Annotated in this window: 23 protein-coding genes; 3 read left to right on the plus strand and 20 right to left on the minus strand. The window is 68.4% G+C overall.

Annotation, left to right across the window (positions count from 1 at the left end):
- Position 1: 1 nt before the first annotated feature.
- The 16 genes from rplC to AB0N68_RS02340 form a co-directional block, all read right to left on the minus strand.
- Positions 2 to 661 carry a 50S ribosomal protein L3 gene (gene rplC, locus AB0N68_RS02265; RefSeq protein WP_025102408.1) on the minus strand — a complete coding sequence of 220 codons (660 nt, stop codon included), beginning with the start codon at positions 659 to 661 and terminating at the stop codon, positions 2 to 4.
- An 8-nt stretch (positions 662 to 669) separates the two neighbouring features.
- Positions 670 to 978 (minus strand): 30S ribosomal protein S10, encoded by a 309-nt coding sequence (gene rpsJ, locus AB0N68_RS02270; protein ID WP_017201594.1) that lies wholly within the window; start codon positions 976 to 978, stop codon positions 670 to 672.
- A gap of 861 nt (positions 979 to 1,839) precedes the next feature.
- Positions 1,840 to 2,052 carry a hypothetical protein gene (locus tag AB0N68_RS02275; protein ID WP_062632875.1) on the minus strand — a complete coding sequence of 71 codons (213 nt, stop codon included), beginning with the start codon at positions 2,050 to 2,052 and terminating at the stop codon, positions 1,840 to 1,842.
- 148 nt (positions 2,053 to 2,200) lie between these two features.
- On the minus strand, positions 2,201 to 3,394 hold the full coding sequence (gene tuf, locus AB0N68_RS02280) for an elongation factor Tu (protein WP_025102410.1): 1,194 nt from the start codon (positions 3,392 to 3,394) through the stop codon (positions 2,201 to 2,203).
- A gap of 164 nt (positions 3,395 to 3,558) precedes the next feature.
- Complete coding sequence (gene fusA / locus AB0N68_RS02285) at positions 3,559 to 5,673, minus strand: elongation factor G (RefSeq protein WP_025102411.1); 2,115 nt, start codon at positions 5,671 to 5,673, stop codon at positions 3,559 to 3,561.
- A 96-nt stretch (positions 5,674 to 5,769) separates the two neighbouring features.
- Entirely contained in the window at positions 5,770 to 6,240 is a 471-nt protein-coding gene (gene rpsG, locus AB0N68_RS02290) for a 30S ribosomal protein S7 (RefSeq protein WP_017201608.1), read from the minus strand.
- A gap of 5 nt (positions 6,241 to 6,245) precedes the next feature.
- A complete protein-coding gene (gene rpsL / locus AB0N68_RS02295) occupies positions 6,246 to 6,614 on the minus strand; it encodes a 30S ribosomal protein S12 (RefSeq protein WP_018187369.1) in 369 nt (122 codons plus the stop codon).
- Positions 6,615 to 6,841: 227 nt separating this feature from the next.
- Positions 6,842 to 7,489 carry a hypothetical protein gene (locus AB0N68_RS02300; protein WP_062765222.1) on the minus strand — a complete coding sequence of 216 codons (648 nt, stop codon included), beginning with the start codon at positions 7,487 to 7,489 and terminating at the stop codon, positions 6,842 to 6,844.
- 49 nt (positions 7,490 to 7,538) lie between these two features.
- The gene (locus AB0N68_RS02305; RefSeq protein WP_522706305.1) at positions 7,539 to 8,039 is read right to left on the minus strand and encodes a DUF6121 family protein; all 501 of its coding nucleotides are present in this window, start codon (positions 8,037 to 8,039) and stop codon (positions 7,539 to 7,541) included.
- Positions 8,039 to 9,139: an acyltransferase family protein gene (locus AB0N68_RS02310; protein ID WP_313366714.1), complete on the minus strand. Its 1,101-nt coding sequence runs from the start codon at positions 9,137 to 9,139 to the stop codon at positions 8,039 to 8,041. Before AB0N68_RS02310 ends, AB0N68_RS02305 begins: the two co-directional genes overlap by 1 nt.
- Before the next feature lie 112 nt (positions 9,140 to 9,251).
- Positions 9,252 to 9,404 (minus strand): hypothetical protein, encoded by a 153-nt coding sequence (locus tag AB0N68_RS02315; RefSeq protein WP_164498161.1) that lies wholly within the window; start codon positions 9,402 to 9,404, stop codon positions 9,252 to 9,254.
- Between the two features lie 64 nt (positions 9,405 to 9,468).
- A complete protein-coding gene (locus AB0N68_RS02320) occupies positions 9,469 to 10,119 on the minus strand; it encodes an HAAS signaling domain-containing protein (RefSeq protein WP_292794200.1) in 651 nt (216 codons plus the stop codon).
- Positions 10,120 to 10,121: 2 nt separating this feature from the next.
- A complete protein-coding gene (locus AB0N68_RS02325) occupies positions 10,122 to 10,448 on the minus strand; it encodes a PadR family transcriptional regulator (protein WP_292794197.1) in 327 nt (108 codons plus the stop codon).
- Between the two features lie 49 nt (positions 10,449 to 10,497).
- On the minus strand, positions 10,498 to 11,406 hold the full coding sequence (locus AB0N68_RS02330) for a sugar ABC transporter permease (RefSeq protein WP_062765238.1): 909 nt from the start codon (positions 11,404 to 11,406) through the stop codon (positions 10,498 to 10,500).
- 1 nt (position 11,407) lies between these two features.
- Positions 11,408 to 13,012, minus strand: coding sequence for a maltose ABC transporter permease MalF (gene malF, locus AB0N68_RS02335; RefSeq protein WP_292794192.1), 1,605 nt, complete (start codon positions 13,010 to 13,012; stop codon positions 11,408 to 11,410).
- A 72-nt stretch (positions 13,013 to 13,084) separates the two neighbouring features.
- Positions 13,085 to 14,296 (minus strand): sugar ABC transporter substrate-binding protein, encoded by a 1,212-nt coding sequence (locus AB0N68_RS02340; protein ID WP_187662260.1) that lies wholly within the window; start codon positions 14,294 to 14,296, stop codon positions 13,085 to 13,087.
- Positions 14,297 to 14,530: 234 nt separating this feature from the next.
- On the opposite strand from AB0N68_RS02340, the gene AB0N68_RS02345 reads away from it, so the two are divergent.
- The 3 genes from AB0N68_RS02345 to AB0N68_RS02355 all read left to right on the plus strand — a co-directional run bounded on the left by AB0N68_RS02345 (position 14,531) and on the right by AB0N68_RS02355 (position 16,680).
- Entirely contained in the window at positions 14,531 to 14,953 is a 423-nt protein-coding gene (locus AB0N68_RS02345) for a hypothetical protein (protein WP_292794189.1), read from the plus strand.
- A 191-nt stretch (positions 14,954 to 15,144) separates the two neighbouring features.
- Entirely contained in the window at positions 15,145 to 15,633 is a 489-nt protein-coding gene (locus AB0N68_RS02350) for a YajQ family cyclic di-GMP-binding protein (RefSeq protein WP_187662263.1), read from the plus strand.
- A 414-nt stretch (positions 15,634 to 16,047) separates the two neighbouring features.
- Positions 16,048 to 16,680, plus strand: a complete 633-nt coding sequence (locus AB0N68_RS02355) for a GntR family transcriptional regulator (protein ID WP_292794186.1) — start codon at positions 16,048 to 16,050, stop codon at positions 16,678 to 16,680.
- On the opposite strand, the gene AB0N68_RS02360 is transcribed toward AB0N68_RS02355, so the two are convergent.
- Genes AB0N68_RS02360 through AB0N68_RS02375 form a run of 4 tightly spaced genes read right to left on the minus strand, consistent with a single transcriptional unit; the run spans position 16,671 to position 21,302 of the window.
- Positions 16,671 to 17,681 (minus strand): alpha/beta hydrolase, encoded by a 1,011-nt coding sequence (locus AB0N68_RS02360; protein WP_292794183.1) that lies wholly within the window; start codon positions 17,679 to 17,681, stop codon positions 16,671 to 16,673. The genes AB0N68_RS02355 and AB0N68_RS02360 overlap by 10 nt on opposite strands.
- A gap of 37 nt (positions 17,682 to 17,718) precedes the next feature.
- Positions 17,719 to 18,750 (minus strand): hypothetical protein, encoded by a 1,032-nt coding sequence (locus AB0N68_RS02365; RefSeq protein WP_187662286.1) that lies wholly within the window; start codon positions 18,748 to 18,750, stop codon positions 17,719 to 17,721.
- A gap of 60 nt (positions 18,751 to 18,810) precedes the next feature.
- Entirely contained in the window at positions 18,811 to 20,184 is a 1,374-nt protein-coding gene (locus AB0N68_RS02370; protein ID WP_187662287.1) for an FAD-dependent oxidoreductase, read from the minus strand.
- Between the two features lie 56 nt (positions 20,185 to 20,240).
- Positions 20,241 to 21,302 (minus strand): polyprenyl synthetase family protein, encoded by a 1,062-nt coding sequence (locus AB0N68_RS02375; protein WP_259955224.1) that lies wholly within the window; start codon positions 21,300 to 21,302, stop codon positions 20,241 to 20,243.
- Positions 21,303 to 21,315 lie beyond the last annotated feature (13 nt).

Raw genomic sequence — 21,315 nt, forward strand, 5'->3', positions numbered from 1 at the left:
ATCAGGCACCCTTCACTGCGTTGCGGACGTAGACGATGCGGCCGCGAGCACCGGGGACGGCGCCCTTGACGAGCATGAGTCCCTTCTCGATGTCGATGGCGTGCACCGTGAGGTTGAGGACGGTCACGCGCTCGCCACCCATACGGCCGGCCATGCGCATGCCCTTGAAGACGCGGCTCGGGGTCGACGATGCGCCGATGGAGCCGGGCTTGCGGTGGTTGCGGTGTGCACCGTGCGATGCGGAGACGCCCTTGAAGTTGTGGCGCTTCATGACACCGGCGGTGCCCTTGCCCTTGCTCGTGCCGACGACGTCGACGAGCTGGCCGGCCTCGAACGTGCCGTCCACCGTGAGCTCCTGGCCCAGGGTGTAGTCGGCGGCGTCGGCCGTGCGGACCTCGGTCACGTGGCGACGCGGCGTGACGCCGGCAGCCTCGAAGTGAGCCGAGAGGGGCTTGTTGACCTTGCGGGGGTCGATCTGGCCGTACGCGATCTGCACGGCGTTGTAGCCGTCCTTCTCGGGGGTACGGATCTGGGTGACCACGTTCGGGGCGAGCTCGATGACGGTGACGGGAACGAGCTTGCCGTTCTCGTTCCAGACCTGGGTCATGCCGAGCTTGGTGCCGAGCATGCCCTTGGAAACCTTGGAGTTGATGTCAACCATGGCGGACCTCAGAGCTTGATCTCGATGTTGACGTCAGCCGGCAGGTCGAGACGCATCAGCGAGTCGACGGCCTTGGGCGTCGGGTCGACGATGTCGATCAGACGCTTGTGGGTGCGCATCTCGAAGTGCTCGCGGCTGTCCTTGTACTTGTGGGGCGACCGGATGACGCACACGACGTTCTTCTCGGTCGGAAGGGGCACGGGGCCGACGACGGTCGCGCCCGCACGGGTCACGGTGTCGACGATCTTGCGTGCGGACGTGTCGATGACCTCGTGGTCATACGACTTCAGGCGAATGCGGATCTTCTGTCCCGCCATTGTCTGCTCTCTCTCTTTCAGCGTCTTACCGTCCTGGACCGGGTGGCCCTGGGGCATTGGACGCACGTCGGCGCTGTTCGCGCCTCGGCACTCGTCTTCTCGGACTCCTCGACCTCGCGGCCCGGGAGCCTGTCGAAGAGGCTGCACCACTGTTCTGCTGTCAGCCGCCCACCCGAAGGTGAACGGATGCCCGACCCCCGCCGCGCACGGCAGTGCCCTCGATGATGAAGGTGTCGGGATTGTGTTCTGCTACCCGCGGCCTAGAACCCTGCAGCCTCCCGGAGGAGGCGCCGTCTATGCACTGCCCTGGCAGTGATCCGGCGCACGCACAGCGGCGACGGAATATCGAACCTGTCTATTCTGCCACGGCGGATTTCACTTCTGCAAACCCGGGCGTGTCGCGCTCACCGGACTCCCAGCGAACCTCGTCGCCGCGGGAGCTCAGCGCGCAGAGGAGCGCGGGGCGAGGCATCCCCATGCCTCGCCCCGCTTGGGGAGGGCGTCCGGTGCGAGGGGGCACACCGAACGCGAGGAATCCGGCGTGAAGGGACGCCGGACGCCTCGACCGAGGGCACGGCGGAAGACCCGCCGCGCAGGCGGGGAGACGCTCAGGCGCACGGAGTGCGCGCGTCGCACGATGATCCCCAAGATCGCTTTCCCCAGTGTGAACGCGGATGAGCCGCGTGATTCGGGAGCCGAACCCCTTCGGCGCCCCGACCGCAAGATCCCCAGGCGGTCGAGACGATCCTACTCGATCCCTCGGAGAATCCGCCACATCCGAGGGCGCCGCGCTTATCCCCGACGCGGAAGAGCGGCGGTCCCGGGTGCGGGGACCGCCGCTCTTCGCGGAGACGTCCGGCTCTACTCGTTGCCGATGCTCTTGTCAGCGCTCTCGCGGATCTCGTCGATCTTGTCGGCGGCGCCGGGTGCGATCTTCTTCGCGAAGTCGGCGACGCCGTCGAGGACCTTGTCGCTGATGTCCTCGGCCTGCTCGCTCTTGACCGCTTCGGCGAGCTTGTCCTTGTTCTGCTCGTACAGGTCCTTGCCCTTGTTGACGGCGTCCTCGATACCCATGTGAATCCCCTTCGGAGGTGTGTGCGTCCGGCGATCCCGCCGGACCACCTCATTGTGCAGGGCGGAGCCGAGCGACGGAACCCTCGATGCGGAAAACGACAGAGGGGCCGAGCCCGAAGGCTCGACCCCTCTGCGAGGAAGCGGATGCTTACTTGATGATCTTCGTCACCGTACCGGCGCCGACCGTACGACCACCCTCACGGATGGCGAAGCCGAGGCCCTCCTCCATGGCGATCGGCTGGATCAGCTCGACCGTCATGTCGGTGGTGTCGCCGGGCATGACCATCTCGGTGCCCTCGGGCAGCGAGATGACGCCGGTGACGTCCGTGGTGCGGAAGTAGAACTGCGGACGGTAGTTCGTGTAGAAGGGGTTGTGGCGGCCACCCTCGTCCTTGGACAGGATGTAGGCCGTGCCCTCGAAGTTGGTGTGCGGCGTGACCGAACCCGGCTTCACGATGACCTGACCGCGCTCCACGTCCTCGCGCTTGGTGCCGCGGAGGAGCAGACCACAGTTCTCGCCGGCCCATGCCTCGTCGAGCTGCTTGTGGAACATCTCGATACCGGTGACGGTCGTCTTCTGCGTCGGGCGCAGACCCACGATCTCGACCTCGGAGTTGATGGCCAGGGTGCCACGCTCGGCGCGACCCGTGACGACGGTGCCACGACCGGTGATCGTGAAGACGTCCTCGACGGGCATGAGGAACGGCTTGTCGCGGTCACGCTCCGGGTCCGGAACGCTGTCGTCGACAGCCTGCATGAGCTCGAGGATCGCGTCGACCCACTTCTCGTCGCCCTCGAGGGCCTTGAGAGCGGAGACACGGACGACGGGAGCGTTGTCGCCGTCGAAGCCCTGGCTCGAGAGCAGCTCGCGGACCTCGAGCTCGACGAGCTCCAGGATCTCCTCGTCGTCGACCGCGTCGGACTTGTTCAGCGCGACGAGCAGGTAGGGGACGCCGACCTGCTTGGCGAGCAGAACGTGCTCGCGCGTCTGCGCCATCGGGCCGTCGGTGGCCGCGACGACGAGGATCGCGCCGTCCATCTGCGCCGCACCCGTGATCATGTTCTTGACGTAGTCGGCGTGGCCGGGGGCGTCAACGTGTGCGTAGTGGCGCTTCGGGGTCTCGTACTCGATGTGCGAGATGTTGATCGTGATACCGCGCTGGCGCTCTTCCGGCGCCGAGTCGATGGAAGCGAAGTCGCGCTGCACGTTCGTGTCGGACGGGTACTTGTCGGCAAGCACCTTCGAGATCGCTGCGGAGAGCGTGGTCTTGCCGTGGTCGACGTGACCGATCGTTCCGATGTTGACGTGCGGCTTGGTCCGCTCGAACTTGGCCTTAGCCACTGGGTCCTCCTCAGGACGTCGTTGTAGAGGTGCCGGGCACTGGTTTGCGACCGGTTCTCTACGGGTTAGGTTCTCAGTTTAGTAGAGAGGGAATGTGAAGTTGTAGGTGACCTGGGAACCCCGGGTGCGTCGACAGGCTCAGCGACCCAGGGCTCCCAGAAGAATTACTCGCCCTTGGCCTTCTGGACGATCTCGTCGGCCACCGCGCGCGGGACCTCGGCGTAGCTGTCGAACTCCATGGAGTAGACGGCACGGCCCGAGGTCTTCGAGCGCAGGTCGCCGATGTAGCCGAACATCTCGGACAGCGGCACCGCGGCGCGCACGACCTTGACGCCGGCGGCGTCCTCCATCGACTGGATCTGGCCACGACGCGAGTTCAGGTCGCCGATGACGTCGCCCATGTACTCCTCCGGAGTACGGACCTCGACGGCCATCAGCGGCTCGAGCAGCACGGGGTTGGCACGGCGAGCGGCCTCCTTGAAGCCCATGGAGCCCGCGATCTTGAACGCCATCTCCGAGGAGTCGACGTCGTGCGCCGCACCGTCGACGATGGTCGCCTTGACGCCCACCATCGGGTAGCCCGCGAGGACACCGACGTTCATGGCGTCCTGGAAACCGGCGTCGATCGAGCCGATGTACTCGCGCGGGATACGGCCACCGGTGACCGCGTTCACGAACTCGTACGTCTTCTCGCCGTCGAGCTCGAGCGGCTCGATGTTGAACTGGATCTTCGCGAACTGGCCCGATCCACCGGTCTGCTTCTTGTGCGTGTAGTCGTGCTTCTCGACGGCCTTGCGGATCGTCTCGCGATACGCGACCTGCGGCTTGCCGACGTTCGCCTCGACGCGGAACTCGCGCTTCATGCGGTCCACGAGGATGTCGAGGTGCAGCTCGCCCATGCCCTTGATGGTCGTCTGACCGGTCTCGGGGTTGAGCTCCGTGCGGAAGGTCGGGTCCTCCTCAGCGAGCTTCTGGATCGCGAGACCCAGCTTCTCCTGGTCGGCCTTGGTCTTCGGCTCGATGGCGACCTCGATCACCGGCTCCGGGAACGTCATCGACTCGAGGACGACCGGCTGCGCGATGTCGGCGAGGGTGTCACCGGTGGTGGTGTCCTTCAGGCCGATGACGGCGTAGATGTTGCCGGCGGTCAGCTTGTCGACCGGGTTCTCCTTGTTGGCGTGCATCTGGAAGATCTTCCCGATGCGCTCCTTCTTGCCCTTGGTCGAGTTGATGACCTGGGCACCCGACTCGAGCTCGCCCGAGTAGACGCGCACGTACGTCAGACGGCCGAAGAACGGGTGCACGGCGACCTTGAAGGCCAGTGCCGCGAACGGGTCCTTCGCGTCGGGGTGACGCTCGATGATCTTCTCCTCGTCCTTCGGGTCGTGCGCCTCGATGGCGGGCACGTCCAGCGGGGACGGGAGGTAGTCGACGACGGCGTCCAGCATCGGCTGCACACCGCGGTTCTTGAAGGCGGAGCCGCAGAGGACCGGGTAGATCTCGCTGGCGACGACCATCTTGCGGATGGCGCCCTTGATCTCCGCGACGGTGAGCTCCTCGCCGCCGAAGAACTTCTCGAGAAGCTCCTCGTCGGTCTCGGCGACCGTCTCCAGCAGCTGCTGGCGGTAGTCCTCGGCCTTGTCCTTGAGGTCGGCCGGGATCTCCTGCACCTCGTAGGAGGCGCCCATGGTCACGTCACCCTTGGCGTCGCCGGGCCAGACCAGAGCACGCATCTCGACGAGGTCGATGACGCCGACGAAGTCGTTCTCGGCACCGATCGGGAGCTGCAGCACCAGCGGCTTCGCGCCGAGGCGGTTGATGATCGTGTCGACCGTGAAGTAGAAGTCCGCGCCGAGCTTGTCCATCTTGTTGACGAAGCAGATGCGGGGGACGTTGTACTTGTCGGCCTGACGCCACACGGTCTCGGACTGGGGCTCGACGCCCTCCTTGCCGTCGAACACGGCGACCGCGCCGTCGAGGACGCGGAGCGAGCGCTCCACCTCGACCGTGAAGTCCACGTGACCGGGGGTGTCGATGATGTTGATCTGGTTCTTGTTCCAGAAGCAGGTCACGGCGGCAGACGTGATCGTGATGCCGCGCTCCTTCTCCTGCTCCATCCAGTCGGTGGTCGACGCGCCGTCGTGCGTCTCGCCGAGCTTGTGGTTGACGCCCGTGTAGAACAGGATGCGCTCGGTCGTCGTGGTCTTGCCGGCATCGATGTGCGCCATGATGCCGATGTTGCGGACCTTGCTCAGGTCCGTGAGCACGTCTTGTGCCACAGGAGTGTCCTTATCTATTGGAGCAGCAGGTGTACTGCGAAGAGGGGGTGCGACGGGCCCAGGAACGCGGAAGGGTCCCTGAGCCCGTCGAAGGGGTTACCAGCGGTAGTGAGCGAACGCGCGGTTCGACTCGGCCATCTTGTGGGTGTCCTCACGGCGCTTGACCGCGGCACCCAGGCCGTTCGACGCGTCCAGGATCTCGTTCTGGAGACGCTCGGTCATCGTCTTCTCACGACGACCCTTGGCGTAGCTCACGAGCCAGCGCAGCGCGAGGGTGTTCGCACGGTGCGGCTTGACCTCGACCGGAACCTGGTAGGTCGAGCCACCGACACGGCGGCTGCGGACCTCGAGCGTGGGGCGCACGTTGTCGAGCGCCTTCTTCAGGGTGGCGACGGCGTCCTGGCCGTTCTTCGCCTCGACGCCGCGGAGGGCGCCGTAGACGATCGACTCGGCCAGCGACTTCTTGCCGTCGACGAGGATCTTGTTCACCAGCGAGGTGACGATCGGTGCGCCGTAGACCGGGTCGTTGACGACGGGGCGCTTGGGGGCGGGACCCTTACGAGGCATCTAACTCAACCCTTCTTCGCGCCGTAGCGGGAACGAGCCTGCTTACGGTTCTTGACGGCCTGGGTGTCCAGGGCACCACGGACGATCTTGTAACGCACACCGGGGAGGTCCTTCACACGACCGCCGCGGACGAGCACCAGGGAGTGCTCCTGCAGGTTGTGGCCCTCACCGGGGATGTACGCGGTGACCTCGGTCCCGTTGCGGAGCTTCACACGAGCGACCTTGCGCATCGCCGAGTTCGGCTTCTTCGGGGTGGTGGTGTAGACGCGGGTGCAGACCCCGGCCTGCTGCGGGTTCGCCTTGAGCGCGGGTGCCTTGGTCTTCGTGACCTTGGGCGAGCGACCCTTGCGAACCAACTGCTGAATGGTTGGCACGTTCTCTCCTCATAGTGCTGCACGGTGACAGCGTGATGGGTTTCACATCATGACCCACCGGCACGCCGGAACCGACGAGCTTTTGGTGTGGTGGGTATGCCGTGGGGGCGGACCGGCGAGGTGCCGACGCCCAGCGCGCACGTCAGGACGTGCACACACCTGATCAAGTGTAATGCCGCGTAACCTGACGGTCAAATGACGGTCGCGCTCCGCGGCGCCGCCCGAAGTCAGGGGATGTCGGGGTCGAACGGCGAGTCCAGCGACTCCGTGAGCTCGGCCAGGAGCGCTTCGATCTGCGGCTCGACGTGCCGCGACACCGCCGCCTGGATCGTGATCCGGTGTCGGAGCAGGATCCCGCAGATCTCGCGCCCGACGAGGTTCGCGTATTCGTCCGCCAAGGCGACTTCCTGTCGCAGAGCGGTCTTCGCCTCGTCCGACAGCGGGGGCAGGGGCGGCAACTCGGCGGCCGAATCGTCGGCGAGACCGGCGATCGTGAAGAGGAAGGGGGCGCCCGGCACCGGCTCCGGATCCAGCGGCATGCCCTCGAACTCGGGATCGAGGTCCTCCGTCGGCCGGTAGCTGCGAGCCCGGTTGCGCGCGGCCTGCTGATCGAGTTCACGCTGCAGGGTCGGCAGGTTGCGCGCGGTGTACTCGGCGACCGCGTGGTCGACGATCGTCTTGATGCGCGTCGACAGGCCGTGCTGGACGCCGTGCGGGGTGGTGCCGGCGATGCCCGCGGCGGCGAGGATGGGCGAGCCGAGACAGCGTCGGCAGGGCGCGGTCCGGCCGCGGTGCGTCGCCGGCTCCCAGCGCGGCACCCAGCGCAACCAGGCCTCGACGGCCTGGTCGACCTGCGTCTCCAATGAGCGCTCCACCCCACCAGCGTACGGCGCGTCGCCGCTCACGGCGCGGATTTACGGGGTGTCATTCCCCCTCGTCGCGCTCCCACGGCCACTGCGGCCTCGCCGACCTCGTGCGGCGCAGGGCGATCCCGCCCCAGGCGGCCACCGCCGCGGCGGCGAGGAGCACGAGACTCGCGCCGCCGCGGACGAGATCTCCGGCGACGGCGGTGGCCACGACCACATCGCTCGTCGCGACGACCACGGCGAACCAGACGGCGGCCAGGTGCACGAGTGCCGTGAGCAGCGCGATCACGGGAGCAGAGCCGAAGGAGGCGTGTCCCCGCCGCACCGTCGCCCACAGCGTGAGGGCGAACACGACGACGGCCGCGACCATGCCGGTCACCCCGGGGATCTGACCCAGGCCCGGAACGTCGATGATGTCGCGGTCGGTGGCGACGCTGAGGGCACCGAGACCGAAGACGGCAAGAGCGAAGAAGGCGATGGTGGCCATCACCGCCGCGAGGACAGCCGAAACCCCCGCGGACTCGGGCCCGCGGGGGTTCGGCGTGGTGGTGTTCGTGATTACCTCGACAGGGTCGGACCGGCCTCGAGGGTGCGCTCGTACTCGCGCTGCGCCTCCTCGTTCAGCTCGGTCTTGCGGGCGCCGCTACGGGCCACCCAGGCGCCGAACCAGATCGTGAGCTCGCGGGCGAAGACGAAGGCCGCGATGGCCAGCGGTGCCAGCAGCTGCTCCCCCGCGAGTTCGAGACCCTGCGACGCCGTGAGCTTCCAGAAGGGCGCCTCGAAGAGCTGCCCCAGGATGTGTCCGGCGTAGGCGATCAGCCCGACCACGATGCCGAACACGACCCACAGGCCCCAGCGTCCGCGGTTGATGATCGCTCCGAGGAGCCAGAAGCCGAGGAAGAACACGACCACCGGCGTCCAGAAGCCCCAGGTGAGCAGCGGGGCGACGAGCGCCTCGCCGATGTTCTCCCCGTTCACGTCGCCGGCGAGGGCGCCGAGGCCCAGGATGGTCGCGAGGTAGAGCAGCGCGAAGGCGACGGTGGCGAGCAGACCGATGGCGCCGGCGGTACCCCGGTTGCCCCGCTCGCGCGGCGGCTCCGGCGCCTGCACGAAGATCGGCTGCGGCTGCTGCGGCTGCTGCGGAGCGGCGGCGCCGTTCGTGAGCGGCTCGGACGGCACGATGCGGGTGTCGGTGTCGTCGGCGTGGGACGCGTAGGCGGCGCCCGCCATGGCCGACTCCTCGTGTCCGCGAGGGGCCGAGGTGTCGTACAGCGAGGTCTCCGGCGTCGCGTACAGCGAGGTCTCGGGGGTCGCGTCGCGGCGCTCGTCGCCGAAGCGGTCGGCGACGGGACGGTCATCCTCGGCACGAGTCGGAGCAGGCGCGGAGGCGGCGAAGGTGCCGGGGTGCTCCCGCTCAGCGGCCTCGAACGCGGCGAGATCGGGATCGACGGCAGGCTCCTGTCGCGGGGCGGCCTGGTCGGCGGGCGTCTCTGCGGACGCCGGGGTCACGTCGTCGGCGCGCGAGCGGTCGCCGTCGTCCGCGCCGGCGGGAGCATCTCCGCGGGCCGCCGCGGCGGCGTCGAGACCGGCGTTCGCGCTGCCGACGACGTCGTCGACGTCGTTCGACTTCTCGGGCTGACGAGCCTCGGGATCACTCATGGGATGCGCCTCTCATCGGGGATGTGCAGTGCGAGATTACCGCCGCCCGTCCCGGCGCTTCCGGAGGCGTGCCGTCGTGTCGCCATACGCGTGGTCCCGCGGTCTCCGCCGCTCAGGGGAAAGTGCTGCGGAGCGCGTCACCGGCGAACTGCGCGAGGATCGGGAGCATCGGCAGCGAGAGCCAGACGAGGGCGCCGACGATCCCGGCGCACACGATGCCGGCGAACCAGCTCATCCCGAGGTTGCGTCCACCCACCCGTGCCATGGTCTCACCGTAGGCCCGAGCCGTCGCGCGGGTCGTGAGCAACGCCGCGACGCGGCGGCCTCCGTCAGCGGAGGCCGCGGCCGCGCATCCGCCAGAGCAGCCAGAGCCCGGAGGCCGGGACCAGCAGGAAGCCCAGCAACAGGAGCAGGTGCCACTCCCCGAAGGAGGGGACGAGCGGGTTCACCACCTCCGACACCGCGTCGCCGTCGGTCGCGCTCCCGGAGGCCGAGCCCGTCGAGAAGCCGGTCATGGTCGAGGCGATCAGGAAGGACAGCCCGGTGACCACGAAGGGCACGAGGATCGCGACGGCCTTCTCCCAGGTCCGCCACATCGCACTGAGGCTCACGAGCACCGCGCCCACGAACCAGCCGACGACCGGCACCACGATCCCACCGAAGCTCAGGGTGAGCGCGGCCGCGATCGCGAATCCCCTCGTCGCCGTCGTCGGCGTGCGTGGTGCCGCCGGCGCCGGCGTGGGTGCGGGGAGCACGACGGGCGGCGCCGTCGGTACCTCGTCCTCCGCCTCGCGCGCGATCCCTCGCGGATCGCCCAGCCGAGCGATCCGTTCCGCGGTCGCTGCCGCGTCGAGCCCGTCGAGCTCCTCCGCGATCCCGCCACGGATGTCGGATGCGACACCGTGCGGAAGTCCGCGCATCGCCTCGTCGAGCCGTGCCAGGTAGTCGTCACGCAACTCGGCTGCGGTCTTCTCGGTCATGGTCATCCTTCCCCCACCATGCCCGTGACGGCACGGGCGAACGGCGCCCACTGCGCCCGGAAGCGCGGGAGCTGATCGATACCGGCATCCGTGAGCCGGTAGTACTTGCGCGCCGGACCGCTCTCGGACGGCCGGTCGAACGTCGTCACCCAGCCGTTGTCCCGCAAGCGCCCGAGCAGCGGGTAGAGCGTGCCGATGCTGGCGATCAGCCCGGCGCCGGTGAGTGCCTCCGACAGCTGCCAGCCGTACATGGGCTCGCGCGAGAGCAAGCCGAGCACGCAGTACTCGACCACTCCCTTGCGCATCTGCGCCCCGACGTCCGCTGTCATGCCTCACAAGGTAGCATGTGACGCACGCTAGCACCCGCCGATGCGTCGATCAGCCCTTGGTCGCCCCCGCGGTCAGACCACCGACGATGTACTTCTGCAGGAAGAGGAAGAGCACCATCACCGGGATCGCCGCCATGACCGCGCCGGCCGAGAAGGCCGACCAGTCGGCGTAGCGAGGGTTCGCCACGAGCTTGGTCAGACCGACGACGAGGGTCTGCTGATCCACGTCGACGAGCATGACGCTGGCGATCACGTATTCGTTCACCGTGCCGATGAAGGAGAGCAGACCGACGACCGCGAGGATCGGGGCGACCAGACGCAGGATGATCGTGAAGAAGATCCGCGCGTGCCCGGCGCCGTCGATGCGGGCGGCCTCGTCGATCTCCTTCGGGATCGTGTTGAAGAAGCCGTACATCAGGTAGGTGTTCACGCCGAGCGCGCCGCCGAGATAGACGAGGATCAGGCCGGTGTGCGTGTTGAGGCCGATCGCCGGGAACCAGTCCCCCAGCGTCGACATCAGCAGGAAGATCGCGACGACCGCGAGGAGCTGCGGGAACATCTGCACCACGACGATGGTGACGAGCCCCACGCGGCGGCCCGCGAAGCGCATGCGGGAGAAGGCATATGCCGCACAGGCGCCGATGAAGACGGTGACCGCGCCCGTCACGACCGCGATGAGCAGCGTGTTCAGGAACCACGTCCCGTACGGGTTCTGCGGGTCGCTGAGGATGCGCACGTAGCTGTCGATCCCGATGGCCGAGAAGAGCTGGTTCGACCCGGTGAGCGTGCCCTTCGGGTTGAGCGAGGCCGACACGACGTACAGGAGCGGGAAGAGGGCGAAGGCGCTCACCACGATGGCGACGAGGTGACGCCATCCGGTGTCGGCGAACCAGGCGCCGAACGAACGACGCGGCGGAGCGGTGCGCGGGGCGGTGGCGGTGCTGGGGACGGTGCTCATGTCAGTTCAGCTCCTCGAGGGCCTTGGTCTTGCGGAAGCTGATGATCGAGATCGTCGCGACCACGACGAAGATCAGGATCGTGAAGGCGGAGGCGAGTCCGTAGTCGCGGGTCTGCCCGGTGAAGGCCACCTTGTAGACCATCGAGATGAGGATGTCGGTGTGGCCGACGGGGATCGACACGTCGCTGAAGCGCGGGCCGCCCTTGGTCAGCATGTAGATCAGGTTGAAGTTGTTGAAGTTGAACGCGAACGACGAGATCAGCAGCGGCGCCACGGTCACCAGCAGCAGCGGCAGCTTGATCCGGCGGAAGACCTGCCAGGGGTTCGCGCCGTCCATCACGGCGGCCTCGTTGACGTCCTCCGGGATGCCCTGCAGCGCCCCCATGCAGACGAGGAACATGTACGGGAAGCCGAGCCAGAGGTTCACCAGCAGCACGGACACCTTCGCCAGCACCGGGTCGGTGAGCCACGGGATGGCCGCGCCGCCGAACAGCACCTGGTTGATGAACCCGAAGCTCTCGTTCATCATCCCGGCCCAGACGAGCGCGGAGAGGAATGCGGGGAAGGCGTACGGGAGGATGAGGATGATCCGGTAGCCGTTGCGGAAGCGCATCCGCGTGTTGTTGAAGACGAGTGCGAGCAGCAGGCCGAGGAAGAAGGTCGTCGCGACGGACACCAGCGCGAACACGAAGGTCCAGACGGTGACGGAGATGAGCGGGCCGCGGATGGACTCGTCGGTCACCGCGCGGACGAAGTTGTCGAAGCCGACCGTGGTCTGCCAGCCGGGCAGCAGCTGCTCGCCGTCCTCCGCGGTGAACGCACCGTCGCCGGTGTCGCTGTAGACCGTGCCGGTCGCGGTGTCCGTGATCGTGTCGGCATCGGCGTCGTAGGTCAGCGTCGAGACGTAGAGATAACCGTTCTGCCCGTCGGGCGCACGGAGGCTGCCGTCGTTGGGGTCGTCGCTGAAGGGGACGGAGAGCTGCTCCAGCTCCTCCGACAGGGTGAAGACGGTGGCGAGCGGAAGAGTCGTCCATCCGTCCACGGCGACGGCCTTGCCGCCTTCGAACTCCGCATCGACCTCGGCGAGAGGCTGCTCCGCCGTGCCGAGGAGCGCATCGCCGTCCTCGGGATCCGTGACGAGGAGGCCGTAGGTGCCGAACTGCTCGACCACCGTCACGGGGTACGTCGGAGAGTCCTCGACGCGCTCCTGCGCGGAGGCGAGCAGCGACGAGATCGCCTGCTCCTTGCTCCCGTTGTGGCCGGTGCCGTAGTTCGTGAAGCCGATGTAGCCCGTGTAGAGGAGCGTGAAGACCTGGAACAGGACCAGGAAGATGATGCCGGGGGTGAGGTACTTCGCCGCGATGCGCTTGCGGGAGAAGTAGATGTAGTTGACGACGACCGTCACCGCGACGACGAGGCCGAGCACGAGCCACTCCCGCTGCACGAGCAGCACGAACACGGCGTAGACGGCGATCGCGTCCACGATGGCCAGCAACAGGATCTTGAGCAGCATCCACCCGATCGGTCGGGAGGCCGCCTCGGCGATCTTCGCCGCCTGGCGCTGCCGAGGCGTGGGGGGCGCGGTGCGCTCTTCGGTGTCTGTCATGTCGTCCTCGTCATGGTCCTGCCGGGGCGGGCTGGGCGGCCCGCCCCGGCAGGGTCGTCATCTGGTCGGCCGTTACTCGATCGCGGCGGTCACGTCGTCGACGAGCTTCTGCCACGTCGCCTGCGGGTCCTCGCCGTTGATGATGGCGGCCTCGGCCACACCCCAGAACTGCCAGACCGCACCCATGGCGGGGATCGCCGGCATGGGGACCGCGTCGGCACCGACGGCCTGGAAGCCGGCGATGATCGGGTCGGACGCCGCGGTGTCCGCGGCCGCTGTCAGGGCCGGGAGGACGTTGCCGGCCGTGAACAGCTCCAGCTGCACGTCCTCCGTGCCGAGGTAGTTGACGAGGAAGTCGTTCGCGGCGACCTTGTTCTTCGACTCGGCGCTCACGAAGAAGCCCTTGACGCCGGCGAACGGCGAGGCCGTCTCGCCCGTCGGGCTCGGGATCGGGTCGATCTCGACGTTGATGCCCGCATCGGTGGCCGCGCCCACGTTCCACGGACCGGTCAGCCAGAAGGCGGCGGTGCCGTCGAGGAACTGCTGCTTGGCGATCTCGCCGTCGATGTCGGTGTTCAGCGTGCCTGCGGCGCCCTGCGCACCCAGCCAGTCGGCGAAGGCGAAGCCGCCCTCGCTGCCGAGCTGCAGGTCGGTGGGGTCGTAGCTGCCGCTGTCGTCGGTGCCGAAGACCGGTGCATCGAAGGCGGTCTGGAACGGGTACAGGTGGTACGGGTTGCCCTCGGCGCCCTGCTCCACGACGAACGTGCCCTTCGAGACCATGTCGTCGAAGCTCGTCGCGGGCTCGGGGACGAGGTCGGCGTTGCGCAGCACGGCGATGTTCTCGACGGCGTACGGAAGCATGTAGACGGTGCCCTCGTAGGTCGCCGCCTGGAGGGCGACGGGGAGGTAGTCCTCCGAGCTGTCGCCGAGCTCGATCGGCGCAACGACACCGTTGGTCGAGAGCTCGCCGAGCCAGTCGTGAGCGCCCATGACCACGTCGGGGCCCTTGCCGGTCGGGACCTGCTGGATGAAGTCGTCCTTCATGTCGTCGACGGACTTCCCCACCAGCTTGACCGTGACACCGGTCTTCTCCTGGTACGCGTCCGCCGCGCCCTGCAGCGCGTCGACCCGCTCGGCGTCGACCCAGACGGTCAGCGTGCCGCCGCTGTCTCCACCGGAGGAAGAGTCGTCGCCGCCGGAGCCGGTCGAGCAGCCGGCGAGCGTCAGAGCCGAAACGATGGCGATGGCGCCCGCGGCGACCATGCCCCTCTTGTTCACCTTCATTGGTGTGTGCCTCTCTCAGTGCTGAGCGCCTGCAAGACTGCAAGCGCTTACAGTATGCATCGTTTCGAGAGGCGATTACAATCCGCGAAGGCGTTGATATCAACCCGTGATCGGCCCGACGCGAGGCACGTGTTATGAAAACGCTTCCATATCGGCCGGAGGTCAGACCTCTCGAGGCTCCGCGGCAGAGTCTGCGGGGTTCCGCATGGGGCTCATCTGCGAGAGCATCGCCGGATGGGATTCCACGTTCGACCGTCTGCTGCCGCCCTCGCCGTCATCCTGTCCGCGGTCGCACTCAGCGGGTGCACGGCTGCGGGAGGCGCATACTCCGTGCTCGATCGCGAAGCCGAGGCGCGGGACGAGGTTCCTGCCGATCTGCCCGGCTACGCGTGGGACGACGTGGACCAGGCGACAGCCCGGTTCGTCGGAGAAGGCGACGGGACGTCCCTGTGGCTCGCTCGCGCTCGTGACGATGCCGCAGCGTGTCTCCTCGCCTACGTCGACGCTGACACGTGGGTGATCGGGTGCGGTGGGAACGGGGCCCCTTTCTCGATCGGAGGCGTCACGGGCACGTTCACCGTGGTCCCCGACGATGCGCCTGCTCCAGACGGGATGACTCGGGTGTCCGACAACGTCTACACGGCGACCGGAAGCTAGCGGGCCCCGCCCCGGGCGGGAGCCAGAGGGCCAGCGCGCGCCGGCCCCGAACAGACTCCACGCGCCGGAGTGCGCGTGCCGGGCCAGCAGGAACTGCTCGCCGTCGCGGATGACGGCGGTGACGCCGGGCAGAAGGAGGAGTCGTGCCTCACCCACGGGACTTTCCGCACACCCGCGGATACAGTTGAGTCATGGCTGACAGTTCCTTTGACATCGTCTCGAAAGTGGATCGCCAGGAGGCCGAGAACGCCCTGAACCAGGCGCGCAAAGAGGTGGAGCAGCGCTACGACTTCAAGGGGACCGGCGCTTCGATCGCCTGGAGCGGCGAGCAGATCCTCATCACCGCGAACACGGAGGAGCGCGCGAACGCCGTCCTCGACGTTTTCCAGTCCAAGCTCATCAAGCGCGGCATCTCGCTGAAGAGCCTCGACTCGGGCGAGCCCTTCGCCAGCGGCAAGGAGTTCCGCATCCTGTCGAGCCTGAAGGACGGCATCTCGTCCGAGAACGCGAAGAAGATCGGCAAGATCATCCGCGATGAGGGCCCCAAGGGCGTGAAGAGCCAGATCCAGGGCGACGAGCTGCGCGTGCAGTCCAAGAGCCGCGACGACCTTCAGTCCGTGATCGCGCTCCTCAAGGGCAGCGACCTCGACATCGATCTGCAGTTCATCAACTACCGCTGACAACACTCGCGTCGGCGATCGGGGCTCGGGAGTCATCCCGAGCCCCTTCTTTTCTCCGGTCAACGCATATCGGGATATCGGTGTTCTTCGTCGAGACTGGAAGCGGTCGTGACTCGTCACGACTCCGACGCCATCCCCGTCCGACACCCGATCGCCGCGGTGGATGCGCTTCGAGGATGCCATGCCGGCTCAGGGGAGGGAGCGGCGCGGGCCCCCGAAGCTCGCGTCGGCCTGGGGTCTGCCGGCGTCGCACGTCGACCGGTCCCGGGTTCATGACAAGCCTCCCCGCCCGCTGCGCGCCCCCACGCGGATCGGCCCCCCGTGGAGGCATGACGGCAATCCTGCGACCGTCGCTCCCCTCACCGCCCGGGAGTGGACGCCGGTGGCAGACCAAGAACGACCGGGGGCTGGGCCATGGGGCAGATCGAGTCGAAGAGCATCGGAGAGAACAAGCAGCTGCTGGCGGATGAGGTGTTCCACCACATCGGGCGGCTGATCACGGAGGGAGAGTTCGCCGAGGGTGACCGGATCCGGGACGTCGACGTGGCGGACGAACTCCACGTCTCGCGGACGCCGGTGCGCGAAGCACTCCAGCGCCTGGAGCGACTGGGACTGGTGACGATGTACCCGAGCCGGTACACGGAGGTGACGATGGTCACGCCGCAGGTGGTGGCCGAATCGCTGGAGTTCGCCGGCTACCAGGGCGGCATCACGGCGCGGATGGCGGTGCCGAGACTGAGCGCCGTCCACCGCGAGCGCGTGCAGGATCTCATCGCACGGATGCAGGAATCGCTCACCGACGGGGCGTCGACGGCGCGGGCGCGGTGGGCGGTCTTCGCCTACCTCGCCGACCACAGCGGCAACCGCCAGCACCGGATGCTCATCGACGATGTCGCCGTGGCCGTGACCCGGAACCTGCGCGGATGGGTCGTGCGTCCCGGCGATCGCGAACGCATGCGCGAGGTGTATGCCGATTTCGCCGAGGCGGTGCGCAGCGGTGACGGCGACGAGGCGGAGCGTCTCGCCCGCGCGATGTACTACGTGTGAGCGGCGCGCCAGCCGACGACCCAGCGGTGCAGGCGACGGTAGGCGTCCTCCCGGGCGTCGTGCCGGGACAGGAAGACGTCGTGCAGGGCGCCGTCGATCCGTTCGACCGTCACCGTGGAACCCAGCCGCAGGGCCGCGCGGGCGATGTCGTCGACGACGAGAACGGAGTCGGCCGAGGTGAGCTCCTCCGACCAGCGGGTCGGCGGAACGAACCGCGCCGACAGCAGCACGCAGACCGGTGCCGCGATGTTCAGACCTGCCGCGACGGTCTTGTGCCCGGAGAGGATCGCGTTGAGCCAGCCGGCGTAGACGGCCATCGTCTGCACCGGGCGCCACGCGGTGTTGACCTCCATCGGGTCGTCCGGGTCGGCCACCTCCTGCTGCGCCCGCGTGTAGTAGCCGAGGTCGATCTGCGGCGCGACGTCGAGCGGCCGGATCCGCGCCTGGAACTCCACCATCGGAGCGATGGCGGCCCGCACGGGGGCGAACTGGAACTCGAGCCAGGGACTGTTGAGGACGAGGGCATCGGCCGCACCGGGATGCCGCGACGCCCACAGGCTCAGCGTCAGGCCACCGGTCGAGTGTCCGAACAGGATCAGACGACGACCGCTCTCCTCGCCGCCGTCGCCGCGTCCCATGGCGTCCAGGGCCGCGGCGATGTCCTCATCATAGGTGGACAGATCGGTGATGTAGCCCGGGGTCTGTCCTTCCCGAAGACTGCGCCCGTACTTGCGCAGATCGAGGGCGAAGAAGCGGGCGCCGCGAGCCGTCCAGAACCGCGCCAACCGCTTCTGGAAGAAGTAGTCCGACCATCCGTGGACGTACAGCACGTCCACGCCCTCCAGCAGCGGGCGACGGCGCCGGGCACGCTCCCACCACGGGACGGGAGTCGGCAGAGCCCGCACGAGAGTGGCGACCACAGGACCCTGCTCGTCGCTGCCGAGGTCGAGGGTGAGCTGGGCGAACTCATCGCCGAGAACATCCGGAACCCACTCGGCCATGCGTCCTCCCCCTCGCGCCCAGGCTAGCCCACGGCGGTCATTGTCCGCCGGGACGGGCCACGGCGAAGTCGTCCGCGATGGTGGCCGCGATCGGCGCGAGGTCGTCGATTCCGGACCCGTCGAACGTCGTGAGACGCAGCCAGTCCGCGCCCACGCGGAGATCCAGCACCGGACGGCGGAGTTCGTCGACGCCGGTACGGGCGGCATCCGCTCCCTCGACCTCGATCTCCTCCTCGCCCTCGAGCTCGTCGAACGCCCACGCGCCACCGGGCAGCGTGGTGAGCATGATGTACCCCTGCGCGGCGTATTCGTCGTCCCCGGAGGCGTAGTAACAGATCCGCGCACCGTTGCGCTCCTGGTAGACCTCGGCCGGGATGGACCACCCGCCGAACGCGTCGACCACGTACACCTCGGCGTCGACCTGCTCCGCGAGCTCCGTCGCGGTGAGGAACCGCGTGCAGTCCACACCCTCCACCGGGCTCTCCGTCACATCCACCTCCCGCAGCGACGCCACGGCCGCGGCGCCGAGCGCGCGCAGGGCCTCCTCGAACGCCGCGGTGTCGTCCGGCCCCTTCTCCGGGTCCACGACGGTCGCCGACACGAGCACCTCGCCGTCGAGGAGCTGGAAGAAGCAGTACCCGCCGGTCTCGCAGCGGGATTCCTCACCGTAGTAGCCGCCGCGCGACTCCGCGCCCGCGACCGTTTCCTCGGCCCCGGGGAGGATCGTGACCTCCCAATTGTGCTCCGCCGTTCCCGCCGAGCAGGCGATACCGCCCGCCCGCTGGAACATGTGCTGCGCCGGACCGGGGTACCAGCTCGGCGACGACCACACGCCGAGCACCTCGGCCACCTCACCGCCGACATCGCCGCCGGCGGTCGACATCGCCGCCTCGACATCGGCGCAGTCCACGTCGAAAGCCGGGGTGGGCGCCTGCGCCGCCGCGTCCGTCGGGGCGGGCGTGATCGCGGCCGACGGCGTCCCGGTCGGCTTCACCTCGGGTTCGGGCGCACAGCCGGACAGCAGGAGCACGGCCACGGCGCCGAGGGCCAGGAGTGCACGAGGTCGCATGGCCTCAGCCTAGGGCTGCGGGGACCCGGCGCCGGGAGCACGCCCCGGCGCCGAGACGACTCACTCGCCGCGGGAGACGCGCACCATCTCGTCGCGCGGGACGACCTTCACACGCGCCCGCTCCTGGGGCGCGCCGAGGCCGATCTCGTGCTCGTCGAGGCGGTGCCAGCCGTCCAGATCGGTCCAGGCGACGCCGCGCTCGGCGAGCAGTGCCGGGATGGCCTCCTCGGACGGGTCCTCCGGGTGCCACCACGACCCCTGGTCGTTGATGAGGTGACGGACGGTCTCCATGGCGTCGGACTTCGTGTGGCCGATGAGGCCGACCGGGCCGCGCTTGATCCAGCCGGTCGCGTACACGCCGGGCACGCGATCGTTGGAGTCCTTCGCGAGCACCTGGCCCTCGTGGTTCGGGATGACGCCGTGCTTCTTGTCGAAGGGGACACCGGGCAGCGGCGAGCCGAAGTAGCCGATCGCGCGGTACAGCGCCTGCACGGGCACCTCGCGCAGCTCCCCGGTGCCGACCGCACCACCCTGGCCGTCCGGCTGGGTGCGCTCGTACACGAGGGCCGCGACACGGCCGTTCTCGTCGGTGCGGACCTCGACCGGGCGGGCCCAGAAATGCAGGTGCAGGCGGCGCGATGCCGTGCCGCCGGCATTGTTGACGGAGTCGCGCGTGCGCCACGACTGCAGGATGCGGTCGATGACCATGACCTGCTTGTTGCTCGCGACCGCGTCCTTCGAGGCCTCGTCGTAGTCGAAGTCCTCGTCGTAGACGACCATGTCGACGTCGCGCAGCTCCCCCAGTTCGCGGAGCTCCAGCGGCGTGAACTTCACCTGAGCCGGGCCTCGGCGGCCGAACACGTGCACGTCCGTGACGGCGCTCGCCTTGAGGCCCTCGTACACGTTCTCGGGGACCTCGGTGACGAGGAGGTCTTCGGCGTGCTTCGCGAGCATGCGGGAGACGTCGAGGGCGACGTTGCCGTTGCCGAGGACCGCCACCGACGCGGCGTCCAGCGGCCACTCGCGCGGCACGTCGGGGTGCCCGTCGAACCAGCTCACGTAGTCGGCGGCGCCGTAGGAGCCCACCGCGTCGATGCCGGGGATGTCCAGCGACGTGTCGCGGATCGCTCCGGTAGCGAAGATGACCGCGTTGTAGTGCTTCTTGAGGTCGTCGAGCGTGATGTCCTCACCGAAGCGGACGTTGCCGAAGAGGCGGATGTCGCCGCGGTCGAGCACGTCGCGCAGGGCGGTGATGATGCCCTTGATGCGGGGATGGTCGGGGGCGACGCCGTACCGGACGAGTCCGTACGGGGCGGGGAGCTGCTCGAACAGGTCGATGGACACGTCGAACTTGCGCTCGGCTTTCAGCAGGATGTCCGCGGCGTAGATGCCCGCGGGGCCTGCACCGACGATGGCCAGTCTCAGCTTGGTCATGGAGGTCCTTTCGTGTGCCGTCGCGGCAGACACCCGGGCCTTCGGCCCGCGCGATGTCAGCTGGAGCGCTCGGCGAGGGTCTCGGCGAATCGGGTGAGCGCTTCGCGCACGGTGCCGCGCGGAAGGGCGGTGAGGGCGTCGATCGCCTCCTGCGTCCAGGCGTGGGCGAGCTCGAGTGTCTTCTGGGTGACGGCGTGGTCGCGGAGCTCGTCCAGCGGTCCGTCGAGGATGGCGGGGTCGGCGCCGTCGGCGATGAGGGCCACGCCGTCGTCGATGCGGGCGGCGAGATCCGCCGCGGCGGCGTCGTCCTCCGCCTTGAGCAGGAGGTACGGCATGGTCGGGACGCCGGCGCGGAGGTCGGTCCCCGGGACCTTGCCGGTCTCCTCGGGCTTGGCCGACAGGTCGATCACGTCGTCGAGCAGCTGGAAGGCGACACCGATCTTCTCGCCGTAGGCGCGCAGCGGCTCCTCGTACTCCGCGGGGGCGTTCGAGAAGATCACGCCGCCCTGGGTGGCCGCCGCGATCAGCGAACCGGTCTTGTCGGCGAGGACCTGGATGTAGAACGCGATCGGGTCGTCGTCCGGCTGCGGGCCGAGGGTCTCGTGCATCTGCCCGAGGACCAGGCGCTCGAACGTATCGGCCTGAAGTCGGATGGCCCGCTCACCCAGGCGGGACATGAGCTGGCTGGCCCGCGAGAAGAGGATGTCGCCGGTGAGGATGGCGATGTTGTTGCCCCACACCGTCTGCGCGGCGGGAACCCCCCGTCGGCGGTCGGCGCCGTCCATGACGTCATCGTGGTAGAGCGACCCGAGGTGCGTGATCTCCAGCGCCTTCGCGACGTCGATCACCTCTCGGGTGTTCCCGTCGCCGAGTTGGGCCGCGAGCAGCGTGAGCACGGGACGGATGCGCTTGCCACCGGCCTCGTAGAGGTAGCGGCTGGCGGCGTCGGCGAGCGGGTCGGCGACGCGGACGTCGTCCGCGAGCCCGGTCTCCACCAGCTCCAGTCCGTCCTCGATGGTGCGGGCGATGCGACGCGCGGCGGGACCGACGAAGACGCGATCGCTGAAGCCGAGACGGCTCGCGAGTCGCGAACCCGGGGCGCTGGGGCTCGAAGTCACGGTCCCAGCCTAC

The organism is Microbacterium meiriae, from assembly GCF_040685015.1.
In the GTDB taxonomy this organism is placed as follows: Bacteria; Actinomycetota; Actinomycetes; order Actinomycetales; family Microbacteriaceae; genus Microbacterium; species Microbacterium meiriae.

Excerpts from the sequence above, each read along its gene's own strand:
- AB0N68_RS02370 (WP_187662287.1), bottom strand. The coding sequence starts at position 20,184 with ATGACCAAGCTGAGACTGGCCATCGTCGGTGCAGGCCCCGCGGGCATC.
- AB0N68_RS02310 (WP_313366714.1), bottom strand. The coding sequence starts at position 9,139 with ATGAGTGATCCCGAGGCTCGTCAGCCCGAGAAGTCGAACGACGTCGAC.
- AB0N68_RS02340 (WP_187662260.1), bottom strand. The coding sequence starts at position 14,296 with ATGAAGGTGAACAAGAGGGGCATGGTCGCCGCGGGCGCCATCGCCATC.
- AB0N68_RS02365 (WP_187662286.1), bottom strand. The coding sequence starts at position 18,750 with ATGCGACCTCGTGCACTCCTGGCCCTCGGCGCCGTGGCCGTGCTCCTG.
- rplC (WP_025102408.1), bottom strand. The coding sequence starts at position 661 with ATGGTTGACATCAACTCCAAGGTTTCCAAGGGCATGCTCGGCACCAAG.
- AB0N68_RS02355 (WP_292794186.1), top strand. The coding sequence starts at position 16,048 with ATGGGGCAGATCGAGTCGAAGAGCATCGGAGAGAACAAGCAGCTGCTG.
- AB0N68_RS02350 (WP_187662263.1), top strand. The coding sequence starts at position 15,145 with ATGGCTGACAGTTCCTTTGACATCGTCTCGAAAGTGGATCGCCAGGAG.
- AB0N68_RS02330 (WP_062765238.1), bottom strand. The coding sequence starts at position 11,406 with ATGAGCACCGTCCCCAGCACCGCCACCGCCCCGCGCACCGCTCCGCCG.
- AB0N68_RS02275 (WP_062632875.1), bottom strand. The coding sequence starts at position 2,052 with ATGGGTATCGAGGACGCCGTCAACAAGGGCAAGGACCTGTACGAGCAG.
- AB0N68_RS02345 (WP_292794189.1), top strand. The coding sequence starts at position 14,531 with ATGGGATTCCACGTTCGACCGTCTGCTGCCGCCCTCGCCGTCATCCTG.
- AB0N68_RS02320 (WP_292794200.1), bottom strand. The coding sequence starts at position 10,119 with ATGACCGAGAAGACCGCAGCCGAGTTGCGTGACGACTACCTGGCACGG.
- AB0N68_RS02325 (WP_292794197.1), bottom strand. The coding sequence starts at position 10,448 with ATGACAGCGGACGTCGGGGCGCAGATGCGCAAGGGAGTGGTCGAGTAC.
- rpsG (WP_017201608.1), bottom strand. The coding sequence starts at position 6,240 with ATGCCTCGTAAGGGTCCCGCCCCCAAGCGCCCCGTCGTCAACGACCCG.
- AB0N68_RS02315 (WP_164498161.1), bottom strand. The coding sequence starts at position 9,404 with ATGGCACGGGTGGGTGGACGCAACCTCGGGATGAGCTGGTTCGCCGGC.
- AB0N68_RS02360 (WP_292794183.1), bottom strand. The coding sequence starts at position 17,681 with ATGGCCGAGTGGGTTCCGGATGTTCTCGGCGATGAGTTCGCCCAGCTC.
- malF (WP_292794192.1), bottom strand. The coding sequence starts at position 13,012 with ATGACAGACACCGAAGAGCGCACCGCGCCCCCCACGCCTCGGCAGCGC.
- rpsJ (WP_017201594.1), bottom strand. The coding sequence starts at position 978 with ATGGCGGGACAGAAGATCCGCATTCGCCTGAAGTCGTATGACCACGAG.